This window comes from Ponticaulis profundi, from assembly GCF_042659465.1.
Taxonomy (GTDB): Bacteria; Pseudomonadota; Alphaproteobacteria; order Caulobacterales; family Hyphomonadaceae; genus Ponticaulis; species Ponticaulis profundi.
The window spans coordinates 124435-140095 of sequence record NZ_JBHSSW010000004.1 but is presented as its reverse complement, the minus strand read 5'-3'; the positions used below and the strand labels follow the sequence as shown (position 1 = coordinate 140095).

17 protein-coding genes are annotated in these 15661 nt (G+C 56.2%); 6 read left to right on the top strand and 11 right to left on the bottom strand.

The genetic code is table 11. The features are described 5' to 3' along the window. Positions 1-7 precede the first annotated feature (7 nt). The gene (locus ACFQDM_RS03955; protein ID WP_377375777.1) at positions 8-586 is read left to right on the top strand and encodes a YqgE/AlgH family protein; all 579 of its coding nucleotides are present in this window, start codon (positions 8-10) and stop codon (positions 584-586) included. Here ACFQDM_RS03955 and ACFQDM_RS03950 read toward each other — a convergent pair whose 3' ends face one another. The 11 genes from ACFQDM_RS03950 to coxB form a co-directional block, all read right to left on the bottom strand. Beyond that, positions 587-1693, bottom strand: coding sequence for an EAL domain-containing protein (locus ACFQDM_RS03950; protein WP_377375775.1), 1107 nt, complete (start codon positions 1691-1693; stop codon positions 587-589). It abuts the gene before it with no gap. Positions 1694-1762: 69 nt separating this feature from the next. Further along, complete coding sequence (locus ACFQDM_RS03945; protein ID WP_377375772.1) at positions 1763-2539, bottom strand: SDR family NAD(P)-dependent oxidoreductase; 777 nt, start codon at positions 2537-2539, stop codon at positions 1763-1765. 115 nt (positions 2540-2654) lie between these two features. After that, a complete protein-coding gene (locus tag ACFQDM_RS03940) occupies positions 2655-3266 on the bottom strand; it encodes a GNAT family N-acetyltransferase (protein ID WP_377375770.1) in 612 nt (203 codons plus the stop codon). Positions 3267-3276: 10 nt separating this feature from the next. Then, complete coding sequence (thrC, locus tag ACFQDM_RS03935; protein WP_377375767.1) at positions 3277-4653, bottom strand: threonine synthase; 1377 nt, start codon at positions 4651-4653, stop codon at positions 3277-3279. A gap of 35 nt (positions 4654-4688) precedes the next feature. Next, positions 4689-5414: an SURF1 family cytochrome oxidase biogenesis protein gene (locus ACFQDM_RS03930; RefSeq protein ID WP_377375765.1), complete on the bottom strand. Its 726-nt coding sequence runs from the start codon at positions 5412-5414 to the stop codon at positions 4689-4691. A gap of 87 nt (positions 5415-5501) precedes the next feature. Further along, the gene (locus tag ACFQDM_RS03925) at positions 5502-6422 is read right to left on the bottom strand and encodes a cytochrome c oxidase subunit 3 (protein ID WP_377375762.1); all 921 of its coding nucleotides are present in this window, start codon (positions 6420-6422) and stop codon (positions 5502-5504) included. A 43-nt stretch (positions 6423-6465) separates the two neighbouring features. Continuing rightward, the gene (locus tag ACFQDM_RS03920; RefSeq protein WP_377375759.1) at positions 6466-7026 is read right to left on the bottom strand and encodes a cytochrome c oxidase assembly protein; all 561 of its coding nucleotides are present in this window, start codon (positions 7024-7026) and stop codon (positions 6466-6468) included. Beyond that, positions 7023-7274: a hypothetical protein gene (locus ACFQDM_RS03915; protein ID WP_377375756.1), complete on the bottom strand. Its 252-nt coding sequence runs from the start codon at positions 7272-7274 to the stop codon at positions 7023-7025. Before ACFQDM_RS03915 ends, ACFQDM_RS03920 begins: the two co-directional genes overlap by 4 nt. A 2-nt stretch (positions 7275-7276) precedes the next feature. Further along, on the bottom strand, positions 7277-8248 hold the full coding sequence (locus tag ACFQDM_RS03910; RefSeq protein WP_377375753.1) for a heme o synthase: 972 nt from the start codon (positions 8246-8248) through the stop codon (positions 7277-7279). Between the two features lie 280 nt (positions 8249-8528). Next, a complete protein-coding gene (gene ctaD, locus ACFQDM_RS03905) occupies positions 8529-10205 on the bottom strand; it encodes a cytochrome c oxidase subunit I (protein WP_377376342.1) in 1677 nt (558 codons plus the stop codon). Positions 10206-10232: 27 nt separating this feature from the next. After that, positions 10233-11114: a cytochrome c oxidase subunit II gene (gene coxB / locus ACFQDM_RS03900; RefSeq protein ID WP_377375750.1), complete on the bottom strand. Its 882-nt coding sequence runs from the start codon at positions 11112-11114 to the stop codon at positions 10233-10235. Positions 11115-11525: 411 nt separating this feature from the next. Between coxB and ACFQDM_RS03895 the strand changes: the two genes are divergently transcribed. The 5 genes from ACFQDM_RS03895 (at position 11526) to ACFQDM_RS03875 (ending at position 15636) form a co-directional block, all read left to right on the top strand. Then, positions 11526-12077 (top strand): tetratricopeptide repeat protein, encoded by a 552-nt coding sequence (locus ACFQDM_RS03895; protein WP_377375748.1) that lies wholly within the window; start codon positions 11526-11528, stop codon positions 12075-12077. A gap of 177 nt (positions 12078-12254) precedes the next feature. Next, positions 12255-13649, top strand: a complete 1395-nt coding sequence (gene tldD / locus ACFQDM_RS03890; RefSeq protein ID WP_377375745.1) for a metalloprotease TldD — start codon at positions 12255-12257, stop codon at positions 13647-13649. A gap of 138 nt (positions 13650-13787) precedes the next feature. Continuing rightward, positions 13788-14144 carry a hypothetical protein gene (locus ACFQDM_RS03885; protein WP_377375743.1) on the top strand — a complete coding sequence of 119 codons (357 nt, stop codon included), beginning with the start codon at positions 13788-13790 and terminating at the stop codon, positions 14142-14144. 120 nt (positions 14145-14264) lie between these two features. Further along, positions 14265-14879 (top strand): YqaA family protein, encoded by a 615-nt coding sequence (locus tag ACFQDM_RS03880; protein WP_377375740.1) that lies wholly within the window; start codon positions 14265-14267, stop codon positions 14877-14879. Positions 14880-14991: 112 nt separating this feature from the next. After that, entirely contained in the window at positions 14992-15636 is a 645-nt protein-coding gene (locus ACFQDM_RS03875) for a DUF937 domain-containing protein (protein ID WP_377375737.1), read from the top strand. Positions 15637-15661 lie beyond the last annotated feature (25 nt).

The following is a 15661-nucleotide window of genomic DNA, read 5'->3' as shown; positions in this document are numbered from 1 at the left end:
CAGCTGCATGCATGAGTTCGAAAATGAAGAAGGCCTGGCGGGCAAGATTCTGATTGCCATGCCCGGAATTGATGACGACCGCTTTTCGCGTACCGTGATCCTGTTGTGCGCGCATAATGACGAACATGCGATGGGCATTGTTCTGAACCGGACAATGATGGACCTCACCCTCCCCGAACTGCTCGATCAGCTGAATGTGCCGATTCAGGCAAATCCACCGACAGACCCGATCCTTCTGGGCGGTCCGGTTGGAAAGGATCGGGGCTTCGTCCTCCACTCCGAGGATTTCGAGAGCATTGGCGCCACCATTCCCGTAGCCGATGGCATCCGGCTGACCGCGACCAAGGAAGTGCTCCACGCAATTGCCTCTGAGGAGTGCCCGAAAAAGTGTCGGCTGGCGCTTGGCTATTCAGGCTGGGGGCCGCATCAGCTGGAAGCCGAGCTGAAAGAAAATATCTGGCTCGTCACAGATGCAGATGATGAGATCATCTTTGACTGTGACTTCGACAACAAATGGGAAAAAGCGCTTCAGAAGCTTGGCATTTCCTCAACCCAGATTCAGATCGGGACAGCCGGAAGCGCCTGATCAGTCTTCCGTCGTGGTGAGGTTGCCAAGCGTCGACTGGCTGACCAGAAAACGATCTGCCGCCTCAACCTCCATAGGCCGCGCATACGCAAAGCCCTGCACATAGTCGCAGCCGATTTTCCGCAGAAACTCGACGCGCTCGAAATCCTCTATGCCTTCTGCGGTGATGCTCAGGTCCAGCTTGCGCGCCAGTTTCGCGATGCCTGCCAGCACCAGATCAATGCGCTTGCCACGCATCTGGGTCAGCTGCGGATCAAGCTTGATACCAGCGGCAGGAATTGCGGCCAGCCAGGCAAGTGAGGAATGCCCGGACCCGAAATCATCGAGAATCAGACTGGCACCGGACGCCTGCAGCGCAGAAGCCGCGGCGATCCCCGCATCGAACTCGCGCAACGCCATCTGTTCAGTCAGTTCCAGCTTGATCGCTGAGGCTGGAAACGCATCGGATTGGCAGATCTCTCCCACCTTTTCCAGCACGTCTCCACGATAGAGATCGGCACCGGACAGATTGACCTGAATGAACAGATCAAGCTCAGGAAAGCGCCCACGCCAGCGTGCGAGCGCCTCAGACGCCTGTTCCAGCATGGACAGCGCAAGGTCGTGCCCGGAGAGCAAACTACCTGCGCCCTCTAACTCACCTGCCGATTTCAACGTGCCGTCAGGTGCGCGCCAGCGCGCCAGGGCTTCAAACCCTGCAATCGCACCATCTTCGAGTCGAATGATGGGCTGAAAAACCGCTTCAACACGCGCGTCATGTTCAACGGTCTTTCTGTGATCGAGCGCATAGATCAATCCACGTGCGCGACCATCGGCCAGATACCCGCCAAGCACCTGAAGCTTCTTGCCATCGGCCAGCGTCAGGACGGTTTTGATATCCGGTTTCTCGTGAGGCGGATTGGTCAGAAGCTCTGTCAGCTCTCCGGCAGACAAACCGTCCAGAACCGACAGAAAGTCCGCCAGCTTCCAGTCACCCGTCAGTTCCGGCAACACGTTTCCGCGCGCGCGCAGAGACAGGCGCGCGCCCTGTTGCTTCCACTCCCAAACGCATACGCCAGCCGCTTCCAGGGCTTTGTCGAATCTGATCTGAGGCGATTGGGGTTGATTCATTCCCCGGATGCTATCGCCTCAGAACAGGAAAATCACCTGCAAACTCAGTTTCAGGGTTCTCGAGCCAGCTTATCTTGGATTTTGGCCATCATCTGCGCGGATGACGGTTCCGGTGACCGCCTCTGACGCTGATGAACACAGGAACAGCAAGGAACTGTCTAGCAGTGCCGGGTCGCAAATCCGCTTGCGCGGCATGCCCTTCGAAATGTCACCAACGCGTTCCAGCATACCGTCCATCATCTCGGACTGGAAGGCACCCGGCGCAATCGCATTCACATTGATGTTGAAGCGCGCCCACTCGACGGCCAGCGCTTCGGTCATGCGGACAATGCCCGCTTTCGTCACCGAATACAGCGCCGCTCCTTCTCCGGAATAGAGGAAAGCAGCCGCACTCGAAATGTTCACCATGCGCCCAGGCTTCTTCGCATCCATCAGACGGCGCGCGACTTCTGTTGCCAGCACAAATGGGCCGCGCAGGTTGGTGTCAAACACACGATCAATCAGATCGATCGGCATCTTCGTCGCCCGCTGCGCATCTGGAATTCCGGCATTGTTCACAAGAATGGTTGGGGTCCCGAACGCCTTGTCACCTGCTTCGACGAAACCGATAATGCTCTCACTATCGGTCATATCCACGGTCGCCGCAGCGGCTTCACCGCCATTTTTCTGAATCAGGGCAACAAGCTCATCCAGACGCTCTTTGCGACGCCCCCCGACAACAACTTTCGCGCCCGCATTTGCCAGCACCTGAGAAAAGCGCCAGCCAAGGCCGGACGTTGCGCCCGTCACGAGTGCGACCTGTCCTGTCAGATCCTGAGATGCGTAAGGTAGTGGATAGTCCGTCATGTTTCCCGCCTGTTTCTGTCGGTTCGGCATGTCTCCTCCGAACCTTTGTTATCTGACGTGGAATGTAGAGAGACTGCCGTTAAGGAAGACCAGAGCTATCGTCGCGGCAGGTTCTTTAAAATCTGAAGGTCGATACGTCCTGCATGGGCATATCATCTGGCCGCAGAATGGCAAACAGACGGTGGTCACGCCAGCTTCCGTTTATCCGCAGATAGGCTTTGGCGAAGCCTTCCTCCTCAAACCCGTTTCCAAGCAATATGGCCGCAGACGCTTTGTTCTCCGGCACACAGGCGGCTTCAATCCGGTGAAGATTATAGTCTTCAAAGCCGAACTGCACGAGGCGCCCGACCGCACGCTTCATGCGCCCTGCGCCGCCATATTCTGAGCTCATCCAATAGCCGAGCGTGCCCATTTGCGCAGAACTCCGGCGGATATTGCGCAGATTGATTCCGCCAATCACCTCGCCGCCATCTTTCTCGATCAAGAACAGGCTTGCCCCGCGATCAATCAGAAGCTCATTCTGCGCGCGGCGAACATGGTTGCGAAAGCTCGTTCGCGAATGCGCTGTCGCAGACCAGGTTGGTTCAAAAGGCTGTAAATGATCGGTATTGCGCAGCCGACAGGAACGCCAGGACTCGAAATCTTCCATAAGGGGCAGCCTGATGTAAAAATCAGCGTCCGGCAGATCCAGCCGGAAACTCTGTCGCCCTATGAAACGTGTCAGCATGGCATGGCGCTCAGGAAACGCGCTCGCGAATGGCTTCACGAACCGCGTTGAGGTCAGATGGAAGACGCTCAAACACTTCGTCACGCGCAAGCCAGGATTCGCTTCGTTCCGGCAGCGCCGGTGTATGCCCGGTAATGGCCTCAACCGTTTCCGGGAACTTCGCAGCATGAGCCGTGGACAGGATCACATCAACGCTGTCAGCAGACGCATCCCGCGTTGCCCGCGCCGCCGCTGTTCCGACCGCCGTATGCGGGCACTGCAGCGTTCCGGTTTCCTGATAGAGACGTTTCATCTCCGCTTCGGTCTCGCCATCATCAATGCTGACCGCTTTGACGCCTACACAGCCCAGCGCGCCGCGCGCCTGATCACTCAGTTCTGCTGCACCGGATTGAGCGAACTGGTTGTAAAAGTTGCGAAGCTGATCGGTATCGCGCTGCATCACCTCAAAGAGCAGACGTTCGGCATTGCTTGGCAAGGCAATATCCATAGCCGGGCTATGGGTTGCATGCGCCGCACGCTTACTGAGCTTTCCAGTCTCCATCAGATCAACCATGGTGCGGTTCGCATTGACGGCCGAGACGATTTCCAGCCCATTCAGCAGACCACAGCGCGCAGCGACATAGGCCGCCAGCGCATCGCCGAAATTCCCGGTCGGTACGACAAAACGCAGTTTGCGCTCGCTTCCCAAGGCCGCCTGCGCCGTTGCAAAATAAACAGACTGAGCCGCAATCCGAGTCCAGTTGATGGAGTTCACACCCGAAAGGCGCACATCCTGACGGAATGTCTGATCAGCAAACAGCGCTTTCACAATCGCCTGTGATTCGTCGAAATCACCATCGAGCGCGAAATTGTGCACATTGCTTGCGCCCGTCGATGTCATGAAGCGACGCTGGATCGGCGAAATGCGTTCATGCGGATGCAGAATGAAAACATCCACAGATTCCAGCCCGGCAAAAGCCGCAGCCGCCGCGCCGCCCGTATCACCTGACGTGGCACACAACACCGTTAGTCGCTGTCCGCGCTCTGCCAGCAAGTGATCATAGAATTGCGCGATGATCTGCATCGCGACATCCTTGAAGGCCAGCGTTGGACCATGATGCAGTTCCAGCAGCCACTGGTCCGGACCGATTTCTGAAAGCGGCGTCACGGACTGATGGGCAAAGCTCGCATAGGCTTTTGCGACAAGCGTCTGCACATCTGCTTCCGAGATCGAATCGCCTGCAAAGGCCGAGAGCACACGGGTCGCAATATCGGTATAGCTTTCCTTACCGGATGCTGGCGCAAGCTTTGGGTACTCAACTGGCGTGTAGAGCCCGCCATCGGGTGCGAGCCCCGCCAGACATGCATCTGCGAAACTTACCGTCTTCGTATCACCACGTGTGGACATATACTGCATGGTGTCAGGCCCTACCCTTTGTATTTCTAGCGCTTGCGGCCAAAACCCAGCCGCCCCGTTGATATATGAAAGGCGAGATACACGCCAATCAGCGTCATCGCCAGCCCAAACCACGTCAGAGCATAGCCCAGATGACGCGCAGGCGGCAGATCATCCACCTTTGCCGGATTGGCAAAAGGGTTCTCAACGCTCGTCGCAGGGCGAAAACCTGTCTCACTCTGACGGAATATCTCGATACGTTCCGGCTCGAGCAGAACCGCCTGTTCTGCACCTGCCAGTCCCAGAGCGGATGCCATGGCCGGCGCGCTCGCCTTGTACCAGATCCCGGCGTCCGGTTCGTCCGACGCACCAAACAAACCGCCTCGGCCTTCACTGGCAATGACATAGTCGGCGCCATTTGGTGACACGGCTTCCGGTTCGAACGCTTCTTCTTCCGGACGCAGCGTGCTCAGAAAACCGATATCGACAAACAGAGGCGCGTCGCACACCTCATCTGCTCCGTCGCCCTGATAGCACCCATCGACGGCCTGAAAGACCCGCCACAGAGCCTCGCCACTGAATGTGGTGTAGACATACTGAAGTTGCGCGCCCTGCGCCTCACCCCTGACCTGCACAAACGCGCTTTCAGCCAGCTGTTCGGGCATGTTCAGCTTTTCCTGATAGCGCACCCATTGCCAGGAGCCGAGCCAGATCAGGATCGCAAGGCCGAGTACCGCAAGGACAGACATGATCGGCATGGGACGGAAGGTCATGAAACGCCTCTTTCAAACTTCGGCCCTGAATACAGAAAAGGCCTGTCCGAGGACAGGCCTTTTGCAGAAAACTTGTCAGCGCGAACGTTAAGCGCCGAGCACCAGCTTCGGTGTCACATAGACGAACGCGAACAGGAACAGCCAGACCACGTCGACAAAGTGCCAGTACCAGGCTGCAGCTTCGAGACCGAAATGCTTCTTCGGTGTCATCTGTCCAGCCATCAGGCGGATGAGACACACAGCCAGGAAGATCGTACCGATCAGAACGTGCGCGCCGTGGAAGCCGGTCGCCATGAAGAAGCTCGCGCCATACAGCGAACCGTCAAAGGAGAACGGTGCCATCGAATACTCATACGCCTGAACGAATGAGAAGATAACGCCGAGGATCACAGTGAGGAACAGGCCGTTACGAGCGCCGGAGCGGTCATCATGCTGAAGCGCGTGGTGCGCCCATGTTACCGTTGTACCAGACAGCAGCAGGATCAGTGTGTTGATCAGCGGCAGGTGGAATGGGTCGAATGTTTCGATGCCAGGAGGCGGCCAGTTGGCCCAACCGGTCAGACCTTCAAACAATGGGTTCGCAGAATCCCATGTGCCACCAGCACGCGATGTGTGGAAGATCGCCATTTCAAAGAAAGACCAGAACCAGGCCACGAAGAACATGACTTCTGAAGCAATGAACAGAACCATGCCATAACGCAGACCAATCTGAACCACAGGCGTGTGATCGCCAGCGCGGCTTTCCTTGATCACGTCACCCCACCAGCCAAACATGACCCAGAGAATGACAACGAAACCGAGCAGCAGGATCCACGGCTTTCCAACCGAGAAGAAAACGCTGCCCATGTAAGAGAAGAAGCTCAGGTCCGAGCCGTCAGCAACCGGCGCGAGACCTTTCATGAAGACCACGCCGCCAAGCGCCAAGAGAAAAACGCCAAGTGACGCAAGCAATGGCCATGGTGACGGATCGACCAGGTGATAATCGTGTTTGACTTCGGCGTGCGCCATGGAATTCCCCTAGTATCTTTCGCACGAACGCTTGAAACGTTTGCTAGTGTTCAGAGCCCAAATCGCCAAAAGATGCAAGCTCCTGTTTGTCATCTTTTGCCCTGTAGAAGGTATAAGATAGCGTAATTGTCTGCACATCGTCCAACTGCCGCTCTTCATCAATCAGAGGATTTACAAAGAAGATAACGGGCAGCTTGACGGTTTCACCAGGTGCAAACTCCTGTTCGGTGAAACAGAAACATTCGAGTTTTGTGAAATAAGGTCCTGTCTTGAACGGCGCGACATTGTAGGACGCAATCGCTTTGACAGGCTTGTCGGACGTGTTTGTCAGCTCATAAAGAACGAGATTGCTCTCACCCACCTTGGTGGTGACCATTCGTTCGACCGGGCGAAACTGGAAGGGCACATCGGTGACATTCGCGTCGAAACGAACATTGATTTCACGATCGAGCACTTTGTCCGGACGCTCGGTTGCTTCGCGGGTCGTTCCGCCGAACCCCGTCACCCGGCAAAAGGTATCGTAAAGCGGCTTGGACGCGAATGCGAGGCCAAGCATTCCAACAGCAATCGTTGCGAATCCGCCTGCGATCCATGACTTTCTCATGATTCCGGTGCCTCCGCCGCCGAATCGCCCTGCCCGGTTTCAGCTGGCGCAGTGGCAGCCTGTTCGGCGCCGGCCTGACCATCCCAGTCCTGATTGCGTGCAACGCCGGATTTCAGACGCGTCATCGTAATCAGCATCACAATGGCCATAAAGGCGACCAGGGCCAAGGCGAGGATGACATTACGCTTGCTGCGTGCCTTCGCCTCTTCGGGCGTCATCTGGCGTGGAAACTCAGGCTCGTTAGACATCATTATGCTCCGATCCCGATGGCTTTGAGCGGTCCGTCAAAATAGAGACCAAAACCATGCTCAACGATTAGCGCAGCAAAGACCGCCGCCAGATAGAAAATGGAAAAGGCGAACACGCCGAGCGCCTGTTTGCGCTCTTTGGCACCGGCTTCCGCCTCACCGGCCTGACTACGGAACAATCCGATCGACAGCACGATGAAGGCAAGGCCAAGCACGCCAGCCAGCGCCGCATAAATCACACCGCCCGTACCGAGGAAAACAGGAACGAAGGAAACCAGTACCAGAAGGAAGGTATAGAGAAGTACCTGCAGGCGAGTGTTCGCAGCGCCTTTGACGACTGGCAGCATCGGAACGCCGGCTTTGGCGTAATCCTTGTTGGCGACCAGAGACAGCGCCCAGAAATGCGGCGGCGTCCAGACAAAGATGATGGCGAACAACGCCCAGGCTTCGAGCGGCATTGTGCCTGTCACAGCCGCCCAGCCGATCACAGGCGGGAAAGCGCCCGCTGCGCCGCCAATCACAATGTTCTGCGATGTCGAACGCTTCAGCCACATTGTGTAGATGACGGCATAATAGAATATGGAAACGGCCAGCATGGCGGCTGCGACCGGATTGGTCGAAATCGCCATCAGCGTCACAGAGACAAACGACATCAGCGTGCCGAGTGCCAGTGCATCATCGCGATTGACGCGGCCAGATGGCAGCGGGCGTGTCGATGTGCGGGTCATGATCGCGTCGATATCGTAATCATACCACATATTGATCGCGCCTGCGGCGCCAGAGCCCAGCGCGACCGCCAGCAATGTGGTGATCGCGGTGACGACAGGAATATTGCCAGGTGCTGCAATCAGGCCCGCCGCAGCTGTAAACACCACAAGCATCATGATGCGTGGCTTCATCAGCTCGATATAGTCGCGAACCGTCGGAATCGGCTTCGCTGGCGTCACAGCTTCATCTGCAGTCTGGTCAGTCATACCTGTTTTCTTCCCGATATCGTCTGGGCGCTATCTTAAGCAGCGTCCCGGGACGCAGTGCCTGAAATCCATTTCGTTCGAAACAGAGATCTGTGGTCCGGACCCATACAACGATCTGACATGTATAGTCTACATATCGTCGCAAGGCTGTCAGCGTAAACGCCCGGACATGCGGCAAATCGCCTAGCGGATGAGTCGGCTTTTGTGTCCTCAACCGGTCTCCCGAACGCGAAACGGGCCTCGAAAGGCCCGCTTCTTTGTCTCAGTCTTCAGATCAACCTTAGTGGTGATCGTCAGCCTTGATCTTTGGCAGTTCATTGAACTGGTGGAACGGTGGTGGCGAAGACAGCGTCCACTCGAGCGTGGTTGCATACTCACCCCATGGGTTCGCTTCGGCTTTGCGACGACGAACGACGCTTTCAATGATCACTGCGAAGAAGAAGAACAGTGACGCCAGGATGAAGAGATAGCCCATGGAAGACACGTGGTTCCAAAGTGCGAAGGCATCCGGATAGTCGATATAGCGACGTGGCATACCGTTCAGACCCAGGAAGTGCTGCGGGAAGAACACAACGTTAGCACCGATGAACATCAGCCAGAACTGAATGCCAGCGAGCATGCCGTTGTATTTGATGCCGAACATCTTCTCGTACCAGTAATACCAGCCTGCGAACAGCGTGAAGACAGCACCCAGCGACAGCACGTAGTGGAAGTGAGCAACCACGTAATATGTGTCGTGCAGAGCATGGTCGACGCCAGCGTTCGCGAGGACAACACCTGTCACACCACCAACGGTGAAGAGGAAGATGAAGCCAATCGCCCACAGCATTGGAACCTTGAACTCGATGGAACCGCCCCACATGGTCGCGATCCAGGAGAAGATCTTGATGCCGGTCGGAACCGCAATGATCATCGTCGCTGCAACGAAGTAGGCTTTCAGGTCAACATTCATGCCGACTGTGTACATGTGGTGCGCCCACACGATGAAGCCGATGAAGCCGATGGAAGCCATCGCGTATGCCATGCCGAGATAGCCGAAGACAGGCTTTTTCGAGAAGGTCGAAACGATGTGCGAGATGATGCCGAAGCCCGGCAGGATCATGATGTAAACTTCAGGGTGACCGAAGAACCAGAACAGGTGCTGGAACATGACCGGGTCGCCGCCGCCAGCTGGATCAAAGAAGGTCGTACCGAAGTTACGGTCTGTGATCAGCATGGTCAGAGCGCCAGCCAGAACCGGCAGAGACAGAACCAGCAGGAATGCCGTGATGAGCATCGCCCATACAAAGAGCGGCATTTTGTGGATCGTCATGCCAGGGGCACGCATGTTCAGAATGGTCACGATGAAGTTGATCGCGCCGAGGATCGAGCTGATACCCGCAATGTGAAGCGAGAAGATCAGAAGATCGAAAGCAGGACCCGGGTGACCAACGGTCGAAGACAATGGCGGATACATCACCCAGCCACCGGCAAAACCATTCCCGGATGGTCCACCTGGAACCAGCATGGAAATGACAGCCAGAAGGAAGGAGAATGGCATCAGCCAGAAGGAGATGTTGTTCATCCGAGGGAACGCCATGTCCGGCGCACCAATCATCAGAGGAACGAACCAGTTACCAAAGCCACCAATCAGCGCTGGCATGACCATGAAGAAGATCATGATCAGACCGTGATAGGAGATGACCATATTATAGAAGTGTTTCGCCGCTTCGATCTTGTCGGCCTGCGTCGCACCTTCAACACCCCAGAGCACGAAGTGTGTGAGTGGACCGATTCCTGGCTGAGCCAGCTCGAGACGGATCAGGCCGGAGAGGAATGTACCAACCAGGCCCATAATGATGGCGCCAACGAGATAGAGCGTACCGATATCCTTGTGGTTGGTTGAGAAGAACCAACGCGCAATGAAACCAGGCTTGTGCTCTGCGTGGAGCTCATCGTGTGGAGTTACAGCGTCCATAGGCATCTTGTTTAAATCTCCAAGTCCTTAGCGCGCAGAAGCGAGTTGAGTTTCGGTTTCACCGGAAAGGCTCGCCAGATACTGGCGCGCATCATCCAGGTTCGACTGAGCTCGTTCGATCCAGGCGTCATATTCTGTACGGCTAACAACGTGAACTTCGATCGGCATGAAGGCGTGATCCTTGCCGCAAAGCTCTGAACACTGGCCGAAATAGACACCAGGTTCCGCAACTTCGACCCAAAGCTCATTGAGCTTGCCAGGGATGGCGTCAGTCTTGATGCCGAACGCCGGAACAGCGAATGAGTGAATGACATCAGAAGCTGCCGTCTGGATACGAACAACCGTGTCCTCAGGAATCACCATCGGGTAATCAACAGCCAGGTTGCGCGGTGCGGCAGTCGTTCCAGCAGGCTCGCCGCCTTCTGCACCAAAGCCTTTGTGCAGCGGGTTGGAAACGAACTCCAGTGGATAGCCATCAACGTCAACGTCTGTGTAGCTGTAGGTCCAGTTCCACTGGTTACCCTGCACCTTGACGTTCACAACCTGTGACTCGTCAACGTCCGGGAAGACGTCTTCCATGTACAGCAGGCGGAAGCTGAAAAAGGCAATGAACAGAAGGATCAGAACCGGCACCAGCGTCCAGACAACCTCAATCATGGTGTTGTGGCTGAACTTGCTCGGCTCAGGATTGGCCTTCTTGTTAAAGCGGAACATCACATACACCAGCAGCGCAGCAACTGCGATGGTGATGATCGTGATGATCGGCAACAAAACTCCGTTATGGAAAAACGTAATCTTTTCCATGATCGGCGTAGCAGCGGGCTGCATACCCAGCGCGCCATTCTCTGGCTGAGCGGCGTGTGCGCTCAACGACAACAAACTCATCAAAGCAACGGCGATCCAGCGCACGCTCTTCTCCCTGTCTACTTGTGAGGAACGAACTTAGCACGATGTGACCATATGTCCGGCCCAAGATAGGCCAAATGACCAATTTGTCGCACTCATTCCCCAGAACCACGAAGTCCGGTATCATCTCGAAACAGGTTTGAACACTGGTTCGATAAATTTTTCGACAGGTGTGGCGCAAAAATATCGGCCTGCGGCTATGCCCGAGCGCGAAAATAGGTCTTTCCCCTGCTCCGCCTCCCCCGTCCTGCCAGACGGACCACAAAGTCGCAGTCGTCTGAAAACTCGAATCAATTCGCGCGCAGCAGTCGCGCGACGGCCCGGCAGAGGCTCATTCTTCCGAAATTTCAATTTCTGTTGTATTATTACCGGAAGCGGCAGCGCGACTGACCGCATATATAAAGGGAGCGAAACATGCTTAGACTTATGACGGCGGCAAGCCTCCTGCTCATCGGAACGCCAGCCTTTGCTCAGATCACCGTGCTCGGAAATGGCCTCGCAAAATCCTGCTTTGAATCGGCCCTGATTCCACAGGCATCCAGCAATTCTGCGATCCAGACCTGTACCCGCGCTCTGAATGAACAGCCCATCACGGCGACGAACAAACTCGCGACTTTGGTCAATCGCGGCATTCTTTATATGCGGGCTGAGAAATTCGACGCCGCCCTGGCCGATTACGACAAGGCTTTGGCGATGGCGCCGGACAATGGAACGGTCCTTTTGAACAAGGGCGCCGCACTTCTGTCTATGGGCGACTATGACCGCGCTCTGGAAACACTGACAGAAGCGATCGAAATGAACCCGGCAGATGTTCACTCGGCCTACTACAATCGGGCGCTGGTCAGGGAACAGCTTGGGGACCTCAACGGTGCCTATTTTGATCTGAAGAAAAGTCTTGAGTTCAAGCCCGACTTCGATCTCGCCCTGCGCCAGCTCGACAGATTTGTCGTGACCGAAAACAGCTGACCGCGCGAGCGCTCGCCTCACAGCCCTGACCGTATCAGGCCGCCCGCAAGGTGCGGCCTTTTCCGTTTTCGGCTCAGATGACGAGAATATATAGAGAAATCAGCTTCCCCGCTTTCGAAGTCCGCCAAGCTCCCTTACATTGATCTCAGCAAGTGATTTTAAACAGAACGAGTTCGCATGACCCTGCCTTTCAATCTCGACCACGCCCGAACCACACTTTCTGATGCCGTCACCGGCGCAGACGATGGTGAGCTCTATGTGGAACAGACACGCAGTGAGAGTTTTGTCTTCGACGATGGGCGCCTGAAATCGGCAGCCTTTGATACGGGGCAAGGCTTCGGCCTCCGCGTCGTCGCAGGTGAAGCGACCGGTTACGCACATGGCAGCGAGATGACGGACGATGCCATCAAGCGCGCCGCGAAGACGGCCTCTGCCGCGAAAGAGGGATATTCGGGAACGCTCGCAGAGAGCCCCCGTCCGATCAATCGTCGGCTTTATGATCCGATCGACCCAACCGACGAGCCGGACTTTCTGAGCAAATCGAATCTGCTTGCCGAGATTGATGCCTATGCACGTGCGCGCGATCCGCGTGTGGTGCAGGTGTCCTGCTCCATGGCCGGTTCCCACAAACACGTGACGATTCTGCGTCCGGACGGCGCCCTGTTTGAGGATGTCCGCCCGCTTGTTCGCGTCAATGTTTCCATCACCATGGAGAGCGAAGGTCGACGCGAAACGGGCTCAGCCGGTGCCGGCGGCCGCGCCGCTTATGAAGAATGGATCCAGCCGGATCGCTGGAAAGGTCTTGTCGAACGGGCGCTCAAGAAAGCCGAGACCAATCTGGAAAGCGTTCCAGCGCCAGCTGGCGAGATGGAAGTTGTGCTCGGCCCTGGCTGGCCTGCTGTTCTGCTGCATGAAGCAGTTGGCCACGGCCTTGAAGGCGACTTCAATCGCAAGGGCGCGTCGGTCTACTCCGGCAAGATCGGTGAGCAGGTTGCCGCCAAAGGCGTCACCGTCATTGATGACGGTACAATCGAGCGTCGCCGTGGCTCTCTCAGCGTTGATGATGAAGGCACCGAAACGCAAAAAACCGTGCTGATCGAGGACGGTAAGCTGGTCGGCTATATGCAGGATCGCCAGAACGCACGTCTGATGGGCATGAAGGCGACCGGCAATGGACGCCGTGAATCCTATGCGGCCCTGCCAATGCCACGGATGACAAACACATACATGACCGGCGGTCAGGATGATCCCGAAGAGATGGTGAAATCCATCAAGCGTGGCATCTGGGCGGTCGATTTCGGTGGCGGCCAGGTCGATATCACCTCCGGCAATTTCGTCTTCCAGTGCACCGAAGCTTATATGGTCGAGAACGGTAAAATCGGCGCGCCCGTCAAGAACGCGACCCTGATCGGGCATGGCCCGACCGCCCTCACCCGTGTGTCCATGATCGGCAATGACTTTGCCATGGATGATGGCGTCGGAACCTGCGGTAAAGCCGGACAATCTGTTCCGGTCGGCGTGGGTCAGCCGAGCCTGAAGATCGATGCCATCACCGTTGGTGGCGCGGGATAGATGAGAGGGTTAAGCGCAGCGCTGATTTTGGGCTTTCTTGCCAGTGCGATCTCAGCACCTGCCGCTCTCGCTTGGTCTTGCGCCACACCAACACTGCAGGAAAGGCTCAACAGAGCCGAGGTGGTTTTCGAAGGTATTATGATCACCTCAAAAGTAGCACCCGACAATGCAATGTCGCGTTACAGGATCGATAACTTTCAGCAATACCGAAACTATCGATCACTCAACGAGATATGGGCCGAAATCTATGTCACGGAAAATTTCAAAGGCAAAACGAACAAGGTTGAGAATCTCTGGATCGTCCATGGGGGTGAAATACAAGGGTATTACCCACCCGGTACACGCGCCGTCTTTTTCGCTCACTACTCAGAAGACCATAAAAGACTCGAGGCAGATTTTTGCTTGGCCACGATGAGCGTTTATCGTGGCGCTGAGTGGTCTCTTATGAATGCCGAGGACTTCTGGAAACATCTTGGCAGGTTCGAACTCGACTAACCCCCGAACACCATCTGCCTGAGCCCCGGCGAGTGTAAAACGCCGCTCATGGCACCTCATGTCAGAAAATACATGACAGCCGAATGCAACGCCTCGCTTCCATCGAACGTTGCTAGCAGTATGACCGACACGACATCCTGCGCAAATCACACAAAACACAGCGGCGCATTGCGCGCATGGCTCTCAAGATTTCTTGATGGCCCTTACGCGCTCCCAATGCTGGCCTTTGTGGGGTTTCTGGAAAACACCATCATCATCTTTGCGCTGGAGCCTATTTTCCTGCCCGCCATGGCCAGCCGTGGTCGCGAAGCCTGGAAAGTGGCCGCAGCGCTGCTCGTCGGTAATGTGATTGCCGGGATGGCCATGTACGCCCTGGGCGTCTGGGCCGCCGACGCTTTCCTGGAATCGGCCATGCAGAACATCGGCGCGCTCGATACCTATCAGAATGTCACAGAGCAGATAGCCAATGATGGCTTCTGGGCATTGTTCATGGTGGGCGTAACGCCGATCCCGTTCCAGTTCGGAGCAGCCGCTGCGGGCGCCGCCGGTTATTCTATCATCTGGTTTGCCATCGCCGTCACCATTTCCCGCGCAATCCGGTATTTCTTTGAAGCTGGCATCATCATGGCGATGGGCAAGCGTGGTCAGGAATGGCTAGAATGCCACGAGCTTGAAATCTTCCTTGTCGGTATCGGCGTTTTCGTCGGCATGGTCGTGATGTATTTCCTCATCTGACGCACCAAAAACTCAGAGCTGCCGCAGCGTCGGCGGCTCTTGCAGTCGTAAGATCGACATGGCTCCCAAGCCGCTCTAAACCTAACTTTAATGTCAATTAAAGGATGGATTTATGGCTGGGCTGAACCTTCTCGATATGATTTCGCAAACCAATAATGGTCAGGGCATCTCCCAGATCGCGCAACAGTTTGGCCTGAGTGAAGATCAGGCTCAGTCTGCGGTCGCTGCACTGCTTCCTGCCCTCTCTTCGGGGCTGAAACGCAATGTGGGTCAGGAAGGTGGCCTTCAGTCGCTGATGGGGGCCCTGCAAAACGGCAGCCACGCCAAGTTTCTTGATCAGCCAGAACGTCTGTCTGAACCTGACACGCTGATGGAAGGTAACGCCATTCTCGGCCATCTGCTGGGCTCAAAGGATGTCAGTCGGGCCGCTGTATCGCGCGCCGCGGAAAAGACAGGGCTGACAGAAGGCCTGCTCAAACAAATCCTGCCCATCGTCGCGACCATGGTTATGTCTGCGCTCTCCAAGCAAAGCCAGGATTCGGGCATTGGTGGCATGATTGCCGGCGCCCTCGCAGGGAATGCACCCCAGGGCGGCGCGTCCACGGGTGGCGGATTGCTGGGCGGCCTGATGAAATCAGCGCTTGGTGGCAGTAGCGCCTCTTCGAACTCACCCCTGGGTGGCCTCGGAAACCTTCTCGATGCTGATGGCGACGGCTCCGGCATGGATGATATTTTCGACATGCTCAGCAAACGCTGATCCAGCGACACTCCGAAACAAAAAA

Coding starts and splice junctions, on each gene's coding strand:
- ACFQDM_RS03955 (WP_377375777.1), top strand. CDS start 8: ATGCATGAGTTCGAAAATGAAGAAGGCCTGGCGGGCAAGATTCTGATT.
- ACFQDM_RS03950 (WP_377375775.1), bottom strand. CDS start 1,693: ATGAATCAACCCCAATCGCCTCAGATCAGATTCGACAAAGCCCTGGAA.
- ACFQDM_RS03945 (WP_377375772.1), bottom strand. CDS start 2,539: ATGACGGACTATCCACTACCTTACGCATCTCAGGATCTGACAGGACAG.
- ACFQDM_RS03940 (WP_377375770.1), bottom strand. CDS start 3,266: ATGCTGACACGTTTCATAGGGCGACAGAGTTTCCGGCTGGATCTGCCG.
- thrC (WP_377375767.1), bottom strand. CDS start 4,653: ATGTCCACACGTGGTGATACGAAGACGGTAAGTTTCGCAGATGCATGT.
- ACFQDM_RS03930 (WP_377375765.1), bottom strand. CDS start 5,414: ATGACCTTCCGTCCCATGCCGATCATGTCTGTCCTTGCGGTACTCGGC.
- ACFQDM_RS03925 (WP_377375762.1), bottom strand. CDS start 6,422: ATGGCGCACGCCGAAGTCAAACACGATTATCACCTGGTCGATCCGTCA.
- ACFQDM_RS03920 (WP_377375759.1), bottom strand. CDS start 7,026: ATGAGAAAGTCATGGATCGCAGGCGGATTCGCAACGATTGCTGTTGGA.
- ACFQDM_RS03915 (WP_377375756.1), bottom strand. CDS start 7,274: ATGTCTAACGAGCCTGAGTTTCCACGCCAGATGACGCCCGAAGAGGCG.
- ACFQDM_RS03910 (WP_377375753.1), bottom strand. CDS start 8,248: ATGACTGACCAGACTGCAGATGAAGCTGTGACGCCAGCGAAGCCGATT.
- ctaD (WP_377376342.1), bottom strand. CDS start 10,205: ATGGACGCTGTAACTCCACACGATGAGCTCCACGCAGAGCACAAGCCT.
- ACFQDM_RS03895 (WP_377375748.1), top strand. CDS start 11,526: ATGCTTAGACTTATGACGGCGGCAAGCCTCCTGCTCATCGGAACGCCA.
- tldD (WP_377375745.1), top strand. CDS start 12,255: ATGACCCTGCCTTTCAATCTCGACCACGCCCGAACCACACTTTCTGAT.
- ACFQDM_RS03885 (WP_377375743.1), top strand. CDS start 13,788: ATGATCACCTCAAAAGTAGCACCCGACAATGCAATGTCGCGTTACAGG.
- ACFQDM_RS03880 (WP_377375740.1), top strand. CDS start 14,265: ATGACCGACACGACATCCTGCGCAAATCACACAAAACACAGCGGCGCA.
- ACFQDM_RS03875 (WP_377375737.1), top strand. CDS start 14,992: ATGGCTGGGCTGAACCTTCTCGATATGATTTCGCAAACCAATAATGGT.